The organism is Hymenobacter sp. ISL-91, assembly GCF_018613725.1.
Lineage (GTDB): Bacteria > Bacteroidota > Bacteroidia > Cytophagales > Hymenobacteraceae > Hymenobacter.
This window is the reverse complement of the sequence record NZ_JAGGPS010000037.1, coordinates 20,133-36,048: the sequence shown is the minus strand read 5'-3', so window position 1 is coordinate 36,048 and position 15,916 is coordinate 20,133. Positions and strand designations below refer to the sequence as shown.

Genomic DNA, 15,916 nt, shown 5'->3' with positions numbered 1-15,916 from the left:
AGAAATCTAGTCGGCTTTTTCTTTTCTAACTTTGAATGAAGACGTAGCTCGTCAATAGAAGCATTGCTATGCGAAAAAGCCGTTTATGGATGATAATCCTTTTGTCATCAAGGATACTGAGTGACGGCTTCTCAACCATAGAGAGATTTAAAAACTCTGAAATCTATAGGAGAACTGAACGTATTGTAAGACAAGTATTACTGCTTTTACGTCTACTTCCTGGAATATGGGCTTCGCTACTAGTCTTGGATTTCCTGTCAGGTGTCAAGCTCTTTCAAGGGGCTCATCCAAATAGTTTGTGGGATGAGTTGCTTACAATGCTGATGCTTCCGACAGTAGTTCTATACATGGGACCAATAGGTGTTTTGATTTTACTTGGGCTTATTGTCGCCGCTTATCTAATTAGTTATGAAGCTTTAAAAGAAATCATAAAACAACGGTCGTAATACCGCTTAGTAACAAAATCAACAGTTCGAAACCATGAACCAACCCACCGAGCCCCAGAACACCGACGCGGTCCAGCCCCAGGACCCGAACGCCATCAACATCGAGCTGTCGGAAGAAATGGCCGAAGGCGAATACGCCAACCTAGCCATGATTGCGCACAGCAGCAGCGAATTCGTGATTGACTTTATCCGGCTGATGCCGGGGGTGCCCAAGGCCAAAGTGAAGTCGCGCATCATCCTCACACCCGAGCACGCCAAGCGGTTGCAGGCGGCGCTGGCTGAGAATATTGAGCGGTTCGAGCAGGCCAACGGCTCCATCAAAGCCCAGCAGGAAACGCCCGCTTACCCGATGGGCTTCGGCGGCGCAATAGGGGAGGCGTAGGCCCCAGATTGAATCGAAAGCAATGGCAGCAGCTTCTACTGTAGCGGTGGAAGCTGCTGTTATGTTTGGTGATAGGGCACAGTATAGAAAGGGCGTCATGCTGAGCATGTGGCGCATCAAGCCAGTGTCGGAGCGGAGTCGAAGCGTCTCTACCGCTTCGTTGCCAAGCCAACCCAACCCTTGCGTCAGCACGCGAGATGCTTCCTTCGTCAGCACGCGAGATGCTTCCTTCGTCAGCACGCGAGATGCTTCCTTCGTCAGCACGCGAGATGCTTCCTTCGTCAGCACGCGAGATGCTTCCTTCGTCAGCACGCGAGATGCTTCCTTCGTCAGCACGCGAGATGCTTCCTTCGTCAGCATGACAATAGTGTGGCAGTGGAGATTCTTCCTTCGTCAGCATGACACCGTTTTGGATAGGCTCGTTTCGGCTTCCTAAAACAAACTATCTCAACTCGTTTGCTATTGCCGCGCAACTTTTCTACCTTTGCAAGCCTAATTTTTGGGAGAGAACCCTCCCTGGACAAACCATTTCCGTAAATGCCTACTATCAACCAGTTAGTACGAAAAGGCCGCGAGAAACTGACGACCAAGTCGAAGTCGCCGGCCCTCGATTCGTGCCCGCAGCGCCGCGGCGTTTGCACCCGCGTGTACACCACCACGCCCAAGAAGCCGAACTCGGCTATGCGTAAGGTTGCCCGCGTGCGCCTCACCAACGGCAAAGAAGTTAACGCTTACATCCCTGGCGAAGGCCACAACCTGCAGGAGCACAGCATCGTGCTGATCCGCGGTGGACGGGTGAAAGACCTTCCCGGCGTGCGTTACCACATCATTCGCGGTGCCCTCGATACCGCCGGTGTAAACGGCCGTACCCAGCGTCGTTCGAAGTACGGTGCCAAGCGCCCCAAGCCCGGTCAGGCAGCCGCGGCCGGCAAAGGTGCTCCCGCTAAGAAGAAAAAGTAATTGAAGCCGGGTGAGGTAGTGCGAAGTGCTGGATAGCACATGGTTCTTATCCCACTTTCCCGCTACAGCAACCCATTTCTACTCTCATGAGAAAGTCAAAACCAAAGAAGCGCATCCTCCTGCCCGATCCTAAGTACAAGGAGACGCTGGTAACCCGGTTCGTCAACTACATGATGTATGACGGCAAGAAAAACCTGGCCTACACCATCTTCTACGACGCCTGCGAGCTGGTTGAAGCCCGGACCAAGGAAAGCGGCGTGGAGATGTGGCGCAAAGCCCTCAACAACGTAATGCCGACCGTGGAGGTGAAGAGCCGCCGCGTAGGTGGTGCCACGTTCCAGGTTCCCATCGAAGTTCGCCCCGACCGCCGTATTGCGGTAGGTTCGAAGTGGCTGATTCAGTACGCTCGTCGTCGTGGTGAGAAAACCATGAAGGACAAGCTGGCTGGCGAAATCATTGCTGCTGCGAAAGGTGAAGGTGCTGCCGTAAAGAAGAAGGACGACACCCACCGGATGGCTGAAGCCAACAAGGCCTTCTCGCACTTCCGTTTCTAAGCCGATGAATGAGCGAATGTGGGCTTGAGGACTGATTCAGCAACTGAACTATTCCCTCGCCGCACACATTCCCTGATTCACTCATTCACTTATCGACCCAATGGCTGTAAATAAAGATCTGCAATACCTCCGGAATATCGGGATTATGGCGCACATCGATGCTGGTAAAACCACCACGTCGGAGCGCATTCTCTACTATACCGGCAAAACCCACAAAATCGGGGAGGTTCACGACGGTGGCGCCACGATGGACTGGATGGAGCAGGAGCAGGAGCGGGGTATCACCATTACCTCGGCCGCTACTACTACGTTCTGGAACTACCCAACCGACTCCAACGGTGACTCGGTTGAAGATACCAAACAGTACAAAATCAACCTGATTGATACTCCCGGCCACGTAGACTTCACCGTAGAGGTGGAACGCTCGTTGCGCGTGCTCGACGGTGCTGTGGCACTGTTCTGCGCCGTATCGGGTGTAGAGCCACAGTCGGAAACGGTTTGGCGTCAGGCTGACAAGTACAAGGTGCCCCGCATCTGCTTCGTCAACAAGATGGACCGCGCCGGTGCTGACTTCTTCAAGGCCGTAAACGAAATCAAGGAGAAGCTGGGTGCTAACCCCGTGCCGCTGCAGATTCCGATTGGCGCTGAAGAGACCTTCAAAGGTGTAGTTGACCTGCTCACTGGCAAAGCCATTGTGTGGGATGACGCTACCCAGGGCAAATCGTTCAGCGAAATCCCCGTTCCCGAGGACCTCGTTGAGACGGTTGCCGAGTGGCGCCAGAAGCTCGTGGAAAGCGTTGCCGAGTATGACGATGCTTTGCTGGAGAAATTCTTCGATGACCCGGACTCCATCACCCGTGAGGAAATGATGGTCGTTATCCGCCAAGCGGTTATCGACATGAAGTTCTCGCCCGTTATGTGTGGCTCAGCCTTCAAGAACAAAGGTGTACAGACGATGCTGGATGGCGTAATGGCCTATCTGCCCTCGCCCCTCGATATGCCCCCCATCATCGGTAAAAACCCCGAGACGGAGGAGGAAATCGAGCGTCACCCCGACAACTCGGAGCCTTTCACGGCCCTGGCCTTCAAGATTGCTACCGACCCCTTCGTGGGCCGTCTGTGCTTCTTCCGCTGCTACAGCGGTGTGCTCGATGCTGGTTCGTATGTGCACAACAACCGCACGAACAAGAAGGAGCGTATCTCGCGCCTCATGCAGATGCACTCCAACAAGCAAAACCCAATCGAGCGCATCCAGGCTGGCGATATTGCTGCCGGCGTAGGCTTCAAAGACATCAAGACCGGCGATACGCTGAGCGACGAAAAGCACCCAATTGTGCTCGAATCGATGTCGTTCCCTGAGCCGGTTATTGGTTACGCCATCGAGCCCAAGACGCAAGCCGACGTGGACAAGATGGGCATGGCCATTGCCAAGCTCGTGGAAGAAGACCCCACCCTCGTGGTACAGACCGACCCCGAGACGGGCCAGACGGTACTTAAGGGCATGGGTGAGTTGCACCTTGAAATCATCATTGACCGTTTGCGTCGCGAGTTCAAAGTGGAAATCAACCAGGGTGCTCCTCAGGTAGCTTACAAAGAGGTACTCACCAAAACGGTGGAACACCGTGAGACCTACAAGAAGCAGACCGGTGGCCGCGGTAAATTCGGCGACATCGTGTTTGAGCTGGGTCCGAAGCTCACCGAGCCGGAGAAGCCAGGACTGGAGTTTGTCAACGATATCACGGGTGGTGTAATCCCCCGCGAATTCATTGCCCCAATCCAGAAAGGCTTCGACGAGGCTATGAAGAATGGTCCGCTGGCTGGCTTCCCCATTGAGGGCATGCGCGTGCGTCTGTTCTTCGGTTCCTTTCACGATGTTGACTCGGACGCCCTGTCGTTCGAACTTGCCGCCCGTGGTGGTTTCCGTGAGGCTGGTCGCCAGGCTGGTCCGAAATTGCTCGAGCCAATTATGGCTGTTGAAGTTGTTTCGCCGGATGAGTACACTGGCTCGGTAACGGGCGACCTGAACCGTCGCCGTGGCCTGATGAAGGGCATGGACACCAAAGCGGGTGCCAACGTTATCAAGGCTGACGTTCCGTTGTCGGAACTGTTTGGCTACGTAACCTCGCTGCGGACGATTACGTCGGGTCGGGCTTCGGCTTCGCTCACGTTCTCGCACTACGACCAGGTACCAAACAACCTCGCCGAAGCCATCATCGCCAAGCAGAAGGGCAACGCTATCCGCTAACCCGCTTTTCACTAATCGACATGAATCAGAAAATTCGCATCAAGCTCAAATCCTACGACCACAACTTGGTGGACAAATCGTCGGAGAAGATTGTGACGGCGGTGAAGGCTACGGGCGCTATCGTTAGCGGTCCAATTCCCCTGCCCACTAAAAAGGAAAAATTCACCGTGCTCCGTTCGCCCCACGTGAACAAGAAGAGCCGGGAGCAATTCCAGCTCTGCACCTACAAGCGCCTCGTGGATATCTACTCGACTTCGTCGAAGACCGTAGATGCCCTGATGAAGCTGGAGTTGCCTAGCGGTGTTGACGTTGAAATCAAAGTCTGAGGACCGGTTTCCGTTAGCTGATTGACCTGAACTCCCCATCGTCTCTTCGGAGCCGATGGGGAGTTTTTGGTTGAACGGGTAATTAGCTGCAAACCGGCATTAGGGCAGGAGGGAAGGAACTATCCTATAACTATATCTATTGGATATCTTCTGTTCGGAGGCCAAACGATTCAGGACGGGAATGGCAGGCTAACTATCTAATTCTGAAAATATTTCGGAGCCACCTTAGATATTGCGGCAACAATTTCCTAGCTTTGCACTCCATTTGCGAAAATGCCACGCGGGCGTTTTCGAGTGTGTCTTTTTTTAAAACCCCAATTGAATGCCTGGCATCATCGGTAAAAAAATCGGTATGACAAGCCTCTTCACTCCGGACGGGAAGAACATTCCCTGCACGCTCATCGAGGCGGGTCCGTGCGTAGTGACGCAGGTTAAGACCATCGAAACGGACGGCTACCTAGCCATCCAGCTCGGTTACGGCGAGAAGAAAGCGAAGAATACGACTAAGCCTCTGGCTGGTCATTTCGCTAAAGCCGGAACCACTCCTAAGAAAAAACTCGTTGAGTTCCGCACCGACGACGCTGCCAACTTTGCTGCTGGCAGCGAAATCAACACCTCGCTCTTCGAAGAAGGCGAATTCGTTGACGTTGTTGGTACGTCGAAGGGTAAAGGTTTCCAGGGCGTTGTAAAGCGCTACAACTTTGCCGGTGTAGGTGGCCAGACGCACGGCCAGCACAACCGGGCTCGTCACCCTGGTTCTATCGGTGCCTGTTCGTGGCCTTCGCGCGTATTCAAAGGAATGCGCATGGGTGGCCGCATGGGCAACGACCGGGTGAAAGTGCAGAACCTGAAGGTTATGCGCATTGTAGCCGACAAAAACCTCATCGTGGTGAGCGGCTCGATTCCCGGTGCCAAGAACTCTTTCGTGGTCCTGGAAAAATAACCTAGCAAGATGGAACTGTCAGTAATCAACATCAAAGGCGAAGACACCGGCCGTAAGGTCACCCTGTCTGACGCCATCTTCGGACTCGAGCCGAATGAGCACGTGATGTACCTCGACGTAAAGCAGTACTTGGCCAACCAGCGCCAGGGAACGCACAAGTCGAAGCAGCGCAACGAAGTACACGGTACTACCAAGAAGCTGAAGAAGCAGAAAGGCACCGGTGGTGCTCGTGCCGGCTCCATGAAGTCGGGCGTATTCGTAGGTGGTGGCCGTATGTTCGGTCCTCAGCCCCGCGACTACGGCTTCAAGCTCAACAAGAAAACCAAGCGTCTGGCCCGTCTGTCGGCTCTTTCGACTTTGGCTCAGGACGGCAAGGTATCGGTAGTGGAGAACATCACCATGTCGGCCGTAAAGACCAAAGACTTCGTCGCCATCATGGCTGGTCTGAAGCTGAACAACGGCAAGAAGACCCTGCTCGTAACGGGTGCGGTTGAAAAGAACGTAGTCCTGTCGGCCCGCAACATTCAGCGCGTGAGCGTAGCTACTCCGGTAGCCCTCAACACCCACGACCTGCTGAACACCGATACGCTTTTGCTGTCGGAGGATGCGCTGACGGCATTGGAACAACTCTATACCACTGCTGAGTAATGAGCATTCTGAAAAAACCCATCGTAACAGAAAAGGCTACCAGCCTCAATGACAAAGGACAGTATTCCTTCGACGTAGCCATCGATGCCAACAAGGTGCAGATTAAGAAGGAGATTGAGCAGCTGTACGGCGTAACAATCACCAGCATCAGCACGATGCGCACCATTGGCAAGGTGAAGTCCAAGTTCACCAAAGGCGGCTCCATCTCGGGCCGTCGGCCCCACGGCAAGAAGGCCGTGGTAACCGTGAAAGAAGGCGACATCATCGACTTCTACAGCGGCCTGTAAGCCAGTTTATCTCCCGCCAAAAGTTTAAGCAAGAGTAATGGCACTCAAAAAACTAAGACCAACATCACCGGGTCAGCGCTTCCGCATCGCCCCGGCCTTCGACGAGCTAACTGCGTCGACGCCGGAGAAGTCGCTGTTGGCACCCCTCAAAAACTCCGGTGGCCGTAACAATTCGGGTAAAATGTCGAACCGCTATATGGGCGGCGGACACAAAGCCCGTTACCGTATCGTCGACTTCAAGCGTGACAAGGCCTCCGTGCCTGCCACGGTGAAGACGATTGAATACGATCCCAACCGCACCGCCCGTATTGCCCTGTTGCAGTACGCCGATGGTGAGAAGCGTTACATCATTGCTCCGGCCGGTCTGGCTGTGGGTACGGTAATCGTTTCGGGTACGGGAGTGGCCCCTGAGGTAGGCAATGCCCTGCCCCTGCGCGAGATTCCCCTCGGTACCATCGTGCATGCCATTGAGCTGCAGCCGGGTGCTGGTGCTGCTATGGCTCGTTCGGCCGGCACCTACGCCCAGCTCGTAGCCCGCGAAGACCGTTACGCTACCCTGAAGCTACCTTCCGGTGAGATGCGTATGGTTCTCGTAACCTGCATGGCTACGGTTGGTACAGTTTCCAACGGCGACCATATGAATGTTCGTCTGGGCAAGGCTGGCCGCAACCGCTGGTTGGGTCGTCGTCCACGTGTTCGTGGTGTAGCCATGAACCCTGTCGATCACCCAATGGGTGGTGGTGAAGGCAAGTCGTCGGGTGGTCACCCACGCAGCCGTAACGGTATCTTCTCGAAAGGACAGAAGACCCGTAACAAGAACAAGTATTCCGAGCAGCTCATCGTCAACCGTAAAGGCAAGAAGTAAGCAATGGCACGTTCACTAAAAAAAGGGCCGTACATTGACTTCCGGCTCGAGAAGAAAGTAACGGCAATGGAAGAATCCGGCAAAAAGTCGGTGGTGAAGACTTGGTCGCGCCGCTCGATGATTTCGCCCGACTTCGTTGGCCACACATTCGCTGTGCACAACGGCAATAAGTTCATCCCGGTGTATGTCACGGAGAACATGGTAGGACACAAACTCGGTGAGTTTGCTCCAACCCGTAACTTCCGCGGCCATATCGCCAAGAAAGATAAAGGCAAGCGCTAATTATGGAAGCAGTAGCTAAACTCCGGAACGTGCCCACCTCGCCGCGCAAAATGCGCCTGGTGGCCAACCTGGTCCGTGGTCAGAAAGTGACCCGGGCCCTCGGCCTGCTGAAATTTGAGGCCAACTCGGGTGCTCCTAAAATCGAAAAGTTGCTCTTGTCGGCTCTGGCCAACTGGCAACTTAAGAATGAGGATGAGCGCATCGAGGATGCTAATCTCTACATCAAAGAGATTTTCGTGGATGAAGGCCGCATGCTGAAGCGTTTGCGCCCTGCCCCTCAGGGTCGTGGTCACCGCATCCGCAAGCGTAGCAACCACGTGACGCTGATCATCGACTCGAAAGTTGAGCCGCTCGGTAGCAAAGCTGCCGCTCAGCAAGCTGCCGAGACGAAGGGCACTGAGGCTTCGGCCGATGCAGCTCCTAAGAAGAATTCGCGTCGCAGCACCAAGAAATCAACTGAAACCAAGGCAGAAGCCACCGCATAAGCACTATGGGACAGAAAGTAAATCCGGTTGGCTTCCGTCTGGGCGTCATCAAAGGATGGGACTCGAACTGGTACGGCGGCAAGGACTTTGCCGACAAACTGGTTGAAGACGAGAAGATCCGCAAATACATAAACGCTCGTATTCCAAAAGGTGGCATCAGCCGCATTGTAATCGAGCGCACGCTCAAGCGCGTGACCATTACCATCAACACGGCCCGTCCGGGCGTAGTGATTGGTAAAGGCGGTGCCGAGGTGGACAAGATCAAGGACGAGCTGAAGCAGATCACCGGCAAAGACGTTCAGATCAACATTTTCGAGATTAAGCGCCCCGAGCTGGACGCTAAGCTGGTAGGTGAGAGCATCGCCCAGCAGTTGGCTGCCCGGATTTCGTTCCGTCGCGCCATGAAGATGTCGATCCAGGCTGCAATGCGTGTTGGTGCTGAAGGCATCAAGATTCAGTGCGGTGGTCGTTTGGGCGGTGCTGAAATCGCCCGGTCCGAGCAGTACAAAGAAGGTCGTACGCCGCTGCACACGCTGCGCGCTGATATTGACTATGCGCTGTCGGAAGCTCAGACGGTATATGGCAAGATCGGCATCAAGGTGTGGATCATGCGTGGTGAGGTATTCGGCAAGCCCGACCTCTCGCCTAACCAGCAGCCCGCTAACGCCCAAGGTGGCGACAGCCGCAACGACCGTGGTCCGCGTGGTGAGCGTGGCCCACGTCGCGACCGGAACGACCGGGGTGGTGACAGCCGTGGTGGTGACCGGAGTGGCGACAGCCGTGGTGGTCAGCGCCGGGGTCCAGGTGGACCGGGTGCTGGTGGTGCCGGTGGCGCCAACCGTGGCGGTGGCGCACCGCGTCGCTAGTCCTCTCCCTTTCTCTCGAATTTTAAGACAGTATAACTCATGTTACAACCGAAAAGGACCAAGTATCGCAAGATGCAAAAGGGTCGCATACATGGCTTAGCCCATCGCGGCAGCTCCATCGACTTCGGTTCGTTCGCTATCAAGTCGCTGGAACAAGCGTGGATTACGGCTCGCCAGATTGAGGCTGCCCGTATCGCCATGACCCGCGCCATGAAGCGCGAAGGTCAGGTATGGATCCGCATTTTCCCCGACAAGCCCATTACCAAGAAGCCTGCTGAAGTGCGAATGGGTAAGGGTAAAGGTTCGCCCGAATATTGGGTGGCCTGCGTGAAGCCGGGCACCATCATGTTCGAATCGGACGGGGTGACGCTGGAAGTAGCTCAGGAGTCCCTGCGCCTCGCGGCCCAGAAGCTGCCGGTGCGGACGTCGTTTGTTGTTCGTCGTGACTACGTAGAAAGCAAGTAATGATGAAGAACGCCGATATCCGTAACCTCTCGCTAGAGGACCTCAAAAATCAATTGAAGACCGAGCAGACCTCGGGCCAGACCATGCGCTTCGCGCACGCCATCTCGCCGTTGGAAAACCCGCTCCGTCTGAAGCAAGCCCGCAAAAACGTCGCCCGTCTGCTGACTGAGTTGAAGCGTCGCGAGAATGAGCAGGCTACTAACACTGCTAACTAACGATGGCAAATAACGAAGAACAGCAGGGCACTGCCGCTACCACTGAGCGGAACCTGCGCAAAGAAATCATCGGCCGTGTAACCTCATCCAAGATGGACAAGTCCATCACGGTGATGGTGGAAAGCAAGATGAAGCACCCGATCTACGGCAAGTTCGTTACCAAGTCGACCAAATTCATGGCCCACGACGAGAACAACGAATGCGGCGAAGGCGACACGGTGCGCATTATGAGCACTCGCCCCCTCAGCAAGCTGAAGCGGTGGAGACTGGTTGAAATTCTAGAACGCGCCAAGTAAGATGATACAGCAAGAATCCCGTCTGACCGTCGCTGATAACAGCGGCGCCAAAGAAGTTCTTTGCATTCGTGTCCTCGGTGGCACGGGCAAGAAGTACGCCAGCGTAGGCGACAAGATTGTCGTTTCGATCAAGTCGGCCATTGGCTCCGGCAATGCTAAAAAGGGCACGGTTTCCCGCGCTGTTGTTGTTCGCACGAAGAAGGAAGTTCGCCGCAAGGATGGCTCCTACATTCGCTTCGACGACAACGCTGCCGTGCTGCTCAACAATAACGACGAGCCGCGTGGTACGCGCATCTTCGGCCCTGTAGCCCGCGAGTTGCGTGAGCGTCAGTTCATGAAGATTGTTTCGCTGGCTCCTGAAGTTATCTAATCATGGCAACGAAAAAAGCAACGCCTACGAAACTGCACGTGAAAACCGGCGACACCGTTCTGGTGATTGCCGGCGACGAGAAAGGCAAAACCGGCACCATCAAGTCGGTTAACCGTTCGACCCAGCGTGTCATCGTGGAAGGCCTGAACCTGGCAACCAAGCACAACAAACCCAGTGCGAAGAACCCCCAGGGCGGCATCACCAAGATCGAGGCCCCCATTCACGTGAGCAACGTGAAGCGTGTGGACTCGGCTAACGCCTAACCGCTCCCGACATGGCTCGTTTCAAAGAGAAATATAACAACGAAGTAGTACCCGCGCTCCAGGAGAAATTCCAGTTCAAGAGCATCATGCAGGTACCACGCATCACCAAAATCTGCATCAACCGCGGCATTGGCGCGGCAGTTGCAGATAAGAAGTTGGTGGATAACGGAGTAGACGAACTGACCATCATCACCGGTCAGAAAGCTGTTCCAACTATCGCCAAGCGTTCGGTATCGAACTTCAAGCTGCGTGAGGGTATGCCAATCGGCGCCCGTGTAACGTTGCGTGGTGAGCAGATGTACGAATTCCTTGACCGTTTGCTGACCATTGCCCTTCCCCGGGTACGTGACTTTAAAGGTATCAACGATAAAGGCTTCGATGGCCGGGGTAACTACACCTTGGGCGTGAAGGAGCAGATCATTTTCCCGGAGATTTCGATTGATAAAATCAAGTCGATTGCCGGCATGGACATCACCTTCGTGACGTCGGCCGAAAACGACGAGCAGAGCTACGAATTGCTCAAGGCTTTCGGAATGCCATTCGCCAACGCTAAGAAAGAAAACAATGGCTAAGGAGAGCATGAAAGCACGGGAGCGGAAGCGTATTGCTACCGTTGCCCGTTACGCCGAGAAGCGCAAGGCCCTGAAAGCGGCCGGCGACTACGAAGGCCTTGACAAACTGCCGCGTAATGCGTCGCCCGTGCGTTTGCACAACCGCGACAAAATTGACGGTCGTCCTCGTGGATACATGCGTAAGTTCGGCATCAGCCGTGTACGCTTCCGCGAAATGGCTCTCGCCGGTAAAATTCCCGGCGTAACCAAGTCGAGCTGGTAAGTATCAGTATTGAATGTTTAGTAGTGAGTAGATAGGTGATGATCGGTAGTCCTTTCAGGATTGGTTATTCATCATTTCTCTATTCACTATTAACTATTCACTACTAAAAATTTGGCAGGTTGCCGAAAGAAACCATTGGCCGAGCCGTAACAAGCCGAGCTGAGTAGTCTTAACCGAAAATTTCGTTACCACTTTCCGTGGCGGCGAAATTTTCCTATCTTTGCGGCTCCCTAAAAAAGGGCGCTTCATTTTTACAATCGAATGAACACAGATCCAATTGCCGATTACCTAACCCGGGTACGCAATGCCATCAAGGCAAACCATCGGGTGGTGGAGATTCCGGCCAGCAACATCAAGAAGGAGATTACGAAGGTGCTCTACAAGAAGGGCTACATTCAGAGCTACCGTTTTGACGATGCTGCCGTGCAGGGTACGATTAAAATCGCCCTCAAATACAACCCCACCACGAAGGTGCCGGCTATTACCAAGCTGCAGCGCGTGAGCTCGCCCGGCCTGCGCCAGTATGCGCACGTTGGCAACATGCCGCGTGTACTCAGCGGCCTCGGCATTGCCATCCTCTCTACGTCGAAAGGTGTAATGACAGAGAAAGAGGCGAAGGCGGAGAACGTGGGCGGCGAAGTGCTGTGCTACGTTTACTAATCTGAAAGGAAACAGAAACTATGTCACGCATTGGTAAACTGCCCATCAGCCTGCCCGACAACGTGCAGATTGAAGTGAGCAAAGACAACAACGTAACCGTAAAGGGCCCGAAGGGCACACTGGTGGTTCCCGTAGACCGCGACATTAACGTGGCTACTGAGGAAGGCCAATTAGTGGTGACCCGCCCCACGGAGCAGAAGCGCCACAAGGCCATGCACGGTCTGTACCGCTCGCTGCTAAACAACGCCATTGATGGCGTGAGCAATGGCCTCGAAAAGAAGCTGGAGCTGGTAGGTGTAGGTTACAAAGCCGCTATGGCTGGTACCACCCTAGAGTTGTCGTTGGGCTACTCGCATAACATCTTCTTGGCCCTGCCAGCCGAAGTAACTGCTACGGCTGTTACCGAAAAAGGTAAAAATCCCATCGTTACCCTCACCAGCATCGACAAGCAGTTGCTGGGCCAGGTAGCCGCAAAGATTCGCTCGTTGCGCAAAGTTGAGCCTTACAAAGGCAAAGGCGTGCGTTTCGTGGGTGAGCAGATTCGTCGTAAGGCTGGTAAAACAGCTTCGAAATAATAACGCACCATGGCTTTCGATAAAGCAACTAGAAGAAAACGGATCCAGCGCATCATCCGCACCAAGGTGGCTGGCACGTCCGAGCGTCCGCGTTTGTCGGTGTTCCGCAGCAATACGGGCATTTATGCTCAGATTATTGACGACACTACCGGCCACACGTTGGCGTCTGCTTCCTCGAAGCACGTTTCGGTGGAAGGGAGCAACGGAGTCGCCCTCGCCGCCGCAGTCGGCAAAGAGCTTGCCGCCCGTGCTACTGGAAAAGGAATTTCGAAAGTGGTATTTGACCGTTCCGGTTACCTCTACCACGGCCGCGTAAAATCATTGGCAGAAGGAGCCCGCGAAGGCGGCCTCAATTTCTAATCTATCCTCATGGCAGAATTTAACAACGGCCCTCGGGGTGGTGGTAACGACCGCGGCGGCAATGACCGTCGGGGTGGTGGCAATGACCGTAAGGGCGGCAACGACCGCAACAAAGACAACGATTCGCGCACCGGCGACTCTGACTTGAAAGAGAAAGTAGTTGCTATCAACCGTGTTGCCAAAGTGGTAAAAGGTGGTCGTCGCTTCAGCTTCTCGGCCATCGTGGTAGTAGGTGATGGTAACGGCACCGTAGGCTACGGCCTCGGCAAAGCCAACGAAGTAACCGACGCTATTGCCAAAGGCATTGACGACGCGAAGAAGAACTTGGTGAAAGTACCTCTGTACAAGCACACGGTTCCTCACAAAATGGAAGGCAAGTACTCGGGTGGTTTTGTGCTGGTTCAGCCGGCCGCCGCTGGTACGGGTGTAATTGCGGGCGGCGCTATGCGTGCCGTGTTCGAAAGCGCTGGTATCAAAGACGTACTGGCTAAGTCGAAAGGCTCGTCGAACCCCCACAACGTGGTAAAGGCGACCTTCGATGCCCTGCTGAAAATGCGCGACCCGATGCAGATTGCTCAGGCTCGTGGCATCACTCTCGCCCAAGTTTTTAACGGATAAAGAACGATGGCGCAGCTCCAAATCAAACTCGTAAGAAGCGTTATCGACCGCCCCGAGCGTCAGAAGCGTACCGTGCAGGCATTGGGCCTCGGCAAAATGAACAGCACTCGGACTGTGGAAAACACAACCGAAATTGCTGGCATGATCAAAGCCGTTCAGCACCTGTTGGAAGTAACCGAACTCTAGGAATTTCCCGAACATGAATCTCAGCAATCTCCAGCCCGCCATTGGCTCCACCCGCAATGTAAAGCGCGTGGGTCGTGGTACGGGTTCCGGCCGCGGCGGCACATCGACGCGTGGCCACAAAGGTGCCAAGTCCCGCTCGGGTTACTCCAAGAAGTCGGGCTTCGAAGGCGGCCAGATGCCCCTGCAGCGTCGGGTGCCTAAGTTTGGCTTTAAAAACATCAACCGCATTGAGTACAAAGCCGTCAACCTTGACGTACTGGCTGCTCTGGCGGAAGGTGGTGCTACCACTTTCGACGCGGCCTACTTCGTAACTGCCGGTTTGGCTTCGAAGAGCGCCAAAATCAAAGTTCTGGGTCGCGGTGAAATCACCACGGCGCTGGAAGTACACGCCCACGCATTCTCGAAGTCGGCTGTTGAAGCCATCGAGAAGGCAGGTGGAAAAGCAGTGACGCTTTAAGCATCAAAGCAGCAATGAAAAAACTTATCGAGTCGATAAAGAATGTATTTGCGATTGAGGATCTGCGTACGCGGATTCTCAATACGCTTTTTTTCATTGCCATCTACCGGCTAGGTTCCTTCGTGGTGCTACCGGGTATTGATCCTACTCGCCTCGACACTGGTCAAGGTGGTGTATTAGGTATTCTTGACACGTTGCTGGGTGGGGCTTTTAGCCATGCATCCATCTTCGCGTTGGGTATTATGCCTTACATCTCCGCCTCCATTGTATTGCAGCTGCTGACTATTGCAGTGCCTTACTTCCAAAAATTGCAAAAGGAAGGAGAGTCGGGCCGTAATAAAATCAGTCAGTACACTCGTATCCTTACGATTCCAATTGTAGCAGCGCAATCGGTTGGCTTTATTGCCACCATTAATGCGGAAGCCATAATGAATCCGGGTGTTTTCTTCACCGTTTCGACGGCTCTTATAGTTACTGCCGGAACGTTGTTCTGCATGTGGCTGGGAGAGAAAATAACTGATAAGGGTATTGGTAACGGCATTTCGATGCTGATCATGATTGGTATTGTGTCGCGCCTGCCGGGTGCTTTGATTGGAGAGGCTACAGCCCGCTCGATGCGTGGCTCATTGATTTTCCTGATTGAAATGGCAGTGCTGTTCCTTGTTGTAATGGCCGTTATCATCCTCACACAGGCTGTGCGGCAGATTCCGGTGCAATACGCAAAGCAGGTAGGTGGAGCGGCTTCTTTGAGCTCACAGCGCCAGTACATCCCGATGAAGGTAAATGCGGCCGGTGTAATGCCGATTATTTTTGCTCAGTCGTTGATGTTCGTGCCAGCTATTGCTGCTTCCGCTTGGAACAAGGACAGTGAGGCAGCTACCATGATCGGTACTTGGTTTCAGCCCAATCACGTTGTGTATAACGTTGTGTTTGGGTTGCTCATCGTTGTGTTCACTTACTTCTATACAGCCATCAGCGTTAATCCTAACCAGATTGCTGATGATTTGAAAAGGAGCGGTGGGTTTATTCCCGGTGTGAAGCCTGGCCGTGATACGTCAGAATTCATTGATGAAGTACTGACTCGTATCACACTGCCTGGAGCCGTAGCACTGGCCATCATTGCTATTCTTCCTGCCATAGCCACTGTTGCTGGCGTAACCGGTCCTTTTGCCCAGTTCTACGGCGGTACTTCGCTCATCATTATGGTGGGTGTAGTACTTGATACCATGAACCAGGTGAAGAGCTACTTGCTCATGCGTCGTTATGACAGCATGATGAAGACTGGCAAGACTCGGGGCCGCTCGCAAAACATTGCTCTCGCTTCGTAA

24 protein-coding genes and 2 pseudogenes are annotated in these 15,916 nt (G+C 54.0%); all 26 read left to right on the top strand.

What is annotated here, in order from left to right:
• The first annotated feature begins 480 nt into the window (after window positions 1–480).
• The 26 genes and pseudogenes from J7E24_RS14370 to secY all read left to right on the top strand — a co-directional run bounded on the left by J7E24_RS14370 (window position 481) and on the right by secY (window position 15,916).
• Window positions 481–828, top strand: a complete 348-nt coding sequence (locus tag J7E24_RS14370; protein WP_215138826.1) for a DUF3467 domain-containing protein — start codon at window positions 481–483, stop codon at window positions 826–828.
• Window positions 829–1,365: 537 nt separating this feature from the next.
• Complete coding sequence (gene rpsL / locus J7E24_RS14365) at window positions 1,366–1,788, top strand: 30S ribosomal protein S12 (RefSeq protein ID WP_019946178.1); 423 nt, start codon at window positions 1,366–1,368, stop codon at window positions 1,786–1,788.
• An 86-nt stretch (window positions 1,789–1,874) separates the two neighbouring features.
• Window positions 1,875–2,342, top strand: coding sequence for a 30S ribosomal protein S7 (rpsG, locus tag J7E24_RS14360; RefSeq protein ID WP_019946177.1), 468 nt, complete (start codon window positions 1,875–1,877; stop codon window positions 2,340–2,342).
• 100 nt (window positions 2,343–2,442) lie between these two features.
• On the top strand, window positions 2,443–4,587 hold the full coding sequence (gene fusA / locus J7E24_RS14355) for an elongation factor G (RefSeq protein WP_215138825.1): 2,145 nt from the start codon (window positions 2,443–2,445) through the stop codon (window positions 4,585–4,587).
• Between the two features lie 20 nt (window positions 4,588–4,607).
• Window positions 4,608–4,913, top strand: coding sequence for a 30S ribosomal protein S10 (gene rpsJ / locus J7E24_RS14350; RefSeq protein ID WP_019946175.1), 306 nt, complete (start codon window positions 4,608–4,610; stop codon window positions 4,911–4,913).
• Between the two features lie 322 nt (window positions 4,914–5,235).
• Entirely contained in the window at window positions 5,236–5,856 is a 621-nt protein-coding gene (gene rplC / locus J7E24_RS14345) for a 50S ribosomal protein L3 (RefSeq protein ID WP_019946174.1), read from the top strand.
• Between the two features lie 9 nt (window positions 5,857–5,865).
• Window positions 5,866–6,504, top strand: coding sequence for a 50S ribosomal protein L4 (gene rplD, locus J7E24_RS14340; protein WP_116939105.1), 639 nt, complete (start codon window positions 5,866–5,868; stop codon window positions 6,502–6,504).
• On the top strand, window positions 6,504–6,791 hold the full coding sequence (gene rplW / locus J7E24_RS14335; protein ID WP_019946172.1) for a 50S ribosomal protein L23: 288 nt from the start codon (window positions 6,504–6,506) through the stop codon (window positions 6,789–6,791). Before rplD ends, rplW begins: the two co-directional genes overlap by 1 nt.
• A gap of 37 nt (window positions 6,792–6,828) precedes the next feature.
• Window positions 6,829–7,656 (top strand): 50S ribosomal protein L2, encoded by an 828-nt coding sequence (gene rplB / locus J7E24_RS14330; protein WP_215138824.1) that lies wholly within the window; start codon window positions 6,829–6,831, stop codon window positions 7,654–7,656.
• A gap of 3 nt (window positions 7,657–7,659) precedes the next feature.
• A complete protein-coding gene (gene rpsS, locus J7E24_RS14325) occupies window positions 7,660–7,938 on the top strand; it encodes a 30S ribosomal protein S19 (RefSeq protein ID WP_088462464.1) in 279 nt (92 codons plus the stop codon).
• A gap of 2 nt (window positions 7,939–7,940) precedes the next feature.
• A pseudogene (gene rplV / locus J7E24_RS14320) lies at window positions 7,941–8,276 on the top strand (50S ribosomal protein L22); the annotation flags it as partial.
• Between the two features lie 152 nt (window positions 8,277–8,428).
• Window positions 8,429–9,289, top strand: a complete 861-nt coding sequence (gene rpsC / locus J7E24_RS14315) for a 30S ribosomal protein S3 (RefSeq protein WP_215138822.1) — start codon at window positions 8,429–8,431, stop codon at window positions 9,287–9,289.
• A gap of 39 nt (window positions 9,290–9,328) precedes the next feature.
• Window positions 9,329–9,754: a 50S ribosomal protein L16 gene (gene rplP / locus J7E24_RS14310; protein ID WP_116939101.1), complete on the top strand. Its 426-nt coding sequence runs from the start codon at window positions 9,329–9,331 to the stop codon at window positions 9,752–9,754.
• Window positions 9,754–9,969 (top strand): 50S ribosomal protein L29, encoded by a 216-nt coding sequence (gene rpmC, locus J7E24_RS14305; protein WP_317170909.1) that lies wholly within the window; start codon window positions 9,754–9,756, stop codon window positions 9,967–9,969. Before rplP ends, rpmC begins: the two co-directional genes overlap by 1 nt.
• A gap of 2 nt (window positions 9,970–9,971) precedes the next feature.
• Complete coding sequence (rpsQ, locus tag J7E24_RS14300; RefSeq protein WP_092767976.1) at window positions 9,972–10,265, top strand: 30S ribosomal protein S17; 294 nt, start codon at window positions 9,972–9,974, stop codon at window positions 10,263–10,265.
• A gap of 1 nt (window position 10,266) precedes the next feature.
• Window positions 10,267–10,635: a 50S ribosomal protein L14 gene (gene rplN / locus J7E24_RS14295; protein WP_116939099.1), complete on the top strand. Its 369-nt coding sequence runs from the start codon at window positions 10,267–10,269 to the stop codon at window positions 10,633–10,635.
• 2 nt (window positions 10,636–10,637) lie between these two features.
• Window positions 10,638–10,883: pseudogene (gene rplX / locus J7E24_RS14290) on the top strand (50S ribosomal protein L24); the annotation flags it as partial.
• Window positions 10,884–10,909: 26 nt separating this feature from the next.
• Complete coding sequence (rplE, locus tag J7E24_RS14285) at window positions 10,910–11,470, top strand: 50S ribosomal protein L5 (protein ID WP_116939098.1); 561 nt, start codon at window positions 10,910–10,912, stop codon at window positions 11,468–11,470.
• Window positions 11,463–11,732: a 30S ribosomal protein S14 gene (gene rpsN / locus J7E24_RS14280; RefSeq protein WP_092738469.1), complete on the top strand. Its 270-nt coding sequence runs from the start codon at window positions 11,463–11,465 to the stop codon at window positions 11,730–11,732. The genes rplE and rpsN overlap by 8 nt, the downstream gene beginning before the upstream one ends.
• A 261-nt stretch (window positions 11,733–11,993) precedes the next feature.
• Entirely contained in the window at window positions 11,994–12,392 is a 399-nt protein-coding gene (gene rpsH, locus J7E24_RS14275) for a 30S ribosomal protein S8 (protein ID WP_088462454.1), read from the top strand.
• Between the two features lie 20 nt (window positions 12,393–12,412).
• Entirely contained in the window at window positions 12,413–12,967 is a 555-nt protein-coding gene (gene rplF, locus J7E24_RS14270) for a 50S ribosomal protein L6 (RefSeq protein ID WP_215138821.1), read from the top strand.
• A 9-nt stretch (window positions 12,968–12,976) separates the two neighbouring features.
• Window positions 12,977–13,327, top strand: a complete 351-nt coding sequence (gene rplR, locus J7E24_RS14265) for a 50S ribosomal protein L18 (protein ID WP_215138820.1) — start codon at window positions 12,977–12,979, stop codon at window positions 13,325–13,327.
• 9 nt (window positions 13,328–13,336) lie between these two features.
• The gene (rpsE, locus tag J7E24_RS14260) at window positions 13,337–13,945 is read left to right on the top strand and encodes a 30S ribosomal protein S5 (RefSeq protein WP_246285486.1); all 609 of its coding nucleotides are present in this window, start codon (window positions 13,337–13,339) and stop codon (window positions 13,943–13,945) included.
• Window positions 13,946–13,951: 6 nt separating this feature from the next.
• Window positions 13,952–14,131 carry a 50S ribosomal protein L30 gene (gene rpmD / locus J7E24_RS14255; protein ID WP_215138819.1) on the top strand — a complete coding sequence of 60 codons (180 nt, stop codon included), beginning with the start codon at window positions 13,952–13,954 and terminating at the stop codon, window positions 14,129–14,131.
• A 13-nt stretch (window positions 14,132–14,144) separates the two neighbouring features.
• Window positions 14,145–14,588: a 50S ribosomal protein L15 gene (gene rplO / locus J7E24_RS14250; RefSeq protein WP_215138818.1), complete on the top strand. Its 444-nt coding sequence runs from the start codon at window positions 14,145–14,147 to the stop codon at window positions 14,586–14,588.
• A 14-nt stretch (window positions 14,589–14,602) separates the two neighbouring features.
• Complete coding sequence (secY, locus tag J7E24_RS14245; protein ID WP_176910065.1) at window positions 14,603–15,916, top strand: preprotein translocase subunit SecY; 1,314 nt, start codon at window positions 14,603–14,605, stop codon at window positions 15,914–15,916.

What these genes read in the sequence shown, in the direction of transcription:
- J7E24_RS14370 (WP_215138826.1), top strand. Translation starts at nt 481, where the DNA reads ATGAACCAACCCACCGAGCCCCAGAACACCGACGCGGTCCAGCCCCAG.
- rpsL (WP_019946178.1), top strand. Translation starts at nt 1,366, where the DNA reads ATGCCTACTATCAACCAGTTAGTACGAAAAGGCCGCGAGAAACTGACG.
- rpsG (WP_019946177.1), top strand. Translation starts at nt 1,875, where the DNA reads ATGAGAAAGTCAAAACCAAAGAAGCGCATCCTCCTGCCCGATCCTAAG.
- fusA (WP_215138825.1), top strand. Translation starts at nt 2,443, where the DNA reads ATGGCTGTAAATAAAGATCTGCAATACCTCCGGAATATCGGGATTATG.
- rpsJ (WP_019946175.1), top strand. Translation starts at nt 4,608, where the DNA reads ATGAATCAGAAAATTCGCATCAAGCTCAAATCCTACGACCACAACTTG.
- rplC (WP_019946174.1), top strand. Translation starts at nt 5,236, where the DNA reads ATGCCTGGCATCATCGGTAAAAAAATCGGTATGACAAGCCTCTTCACT.
- rplD (WP_116939105.1), top strand. Translation starts at nt 5,866, where the DNA reads ATGGAACTGTCAGTAATCAACATCAAAGGCGAAGACACCGGCCGTAAG.
- rplW (WP_019946172.1), top strand. Translation starts at nt 6,504, where the DNA reads ATGAGCATTCTGAAAAAACCCATCGTAACAGAAAAGGCTACCAGCCTC.
- rplB (WP_215138824.1), top strand. Translation starts at nt 6,829, where the DNA reads ATGGCACTCAAAAAACTAAGACCAACATCACCGGGTCAGCGCTTCCGC.
- rpsS (WP_088462464.1), top strand. Translation starts at nt 7,660, where the DNA reads ATGGCACGTTCACTAAAAAAAGGGCCGTACATTGACTTCCGGCTCGAG.
- rpsC (WP_215138822.1), top strand. Translation starts at nt 8,429, where the DNA reads ATGGGACAGAAAGTAAATCCGGTTGGCTTCCGTCTGGGCGTCATCAAA.
- rplP (WP_116939101.1), top strand. Translation starts at nt 9,329, where the DNA reads ATGTTACAACCGAAAAGGACCAAGTATCGCAAGATGCAAAAGGGTCGC.
- rpmC (WP_317170909.1), top strand. Translation starts at nt 9,754, where the DNA reads ATGATGAAGAACGCCGATATCCGTAACCTCTCGCTAGAGGACCTCAAA.
- rpsQ (WP_092767976.1), top strand. Translation starts at nt 9,972, where the DNA reads ATGGCAAATAACGAAGAACAGCAGGGCACTGCCGCTACCACTGAGCGG.
- rplN (WP_116939099.1), top strand. Translation starts at nt 10,267, where the DNA reads ATGATACAGCAAGAATCCCGTCTGACCGTCGCTGATAACAGCGGCGCC.
- rplE (WP_116939098.1), top strand. Translation starts at nt 10,910, where the DNA reads ATGGCTCGTTTCAAAGAGAAATATAACAACGAAGTAGTACCCGCGCTC.
- rpsN (WP_092738469.1), top strand. Translation starts at nt 11,463, where the DNA reads ATGGCTAAGGAGAGCATGAAAGCACGGGAGCGGAAGCGTATTGCTACC.
- rpsH (WP_088462454.1), top strand. Translation starts at nt 11,994, where the DNA reads ATGAACACAGATCCAATTGCCGATTACCTAACCCGGGTACGCAATGCC.
- rplF (WP_215138821.1), top strand. Translation starts at nt 12,413, where the DNA reads ATGTCACGCATTGGTAAACTGCCCATCAGCCTGCCCGACAACGTGCAG.
- rplR (WP_215138820.1), top strand. Translation starts at nt 12,977, where the DNA reads ATGGCTTTCGATAAAGCAACTAGAAGAAAACGGATCCAGCGCATCATC.
- rpsE (WP_246285486.1), top strand. Translation starts at nt 13,337, where the DNA reads ATGGCAGAATTTAACAACGGCCCTCGGGGTGGTGGTAACGACCGCGGC.
- rpmD (WP_215138819.1), top strand. Translation starts at nt 13,952, where the DNA reads ATGGCGCAGCTCCAAATCAAACTCGTAAGAAGCGTTATCGACCGCCCC.
- rplO (WP_215138818.1), top strand. Translation starts at nt 14,145, where the DNA reads ATGAATCTCAGCAATCTCCAGCCCGCCATTGGCTCCACCCGCAATGTA.
- secY (WP_176910065.1), top strand. Translation starts at nt 14,603, where the DNA reads ATGAAAAAACTTATCGAGTCGATAAAGAATGTATTTGCGATTGAGGAT.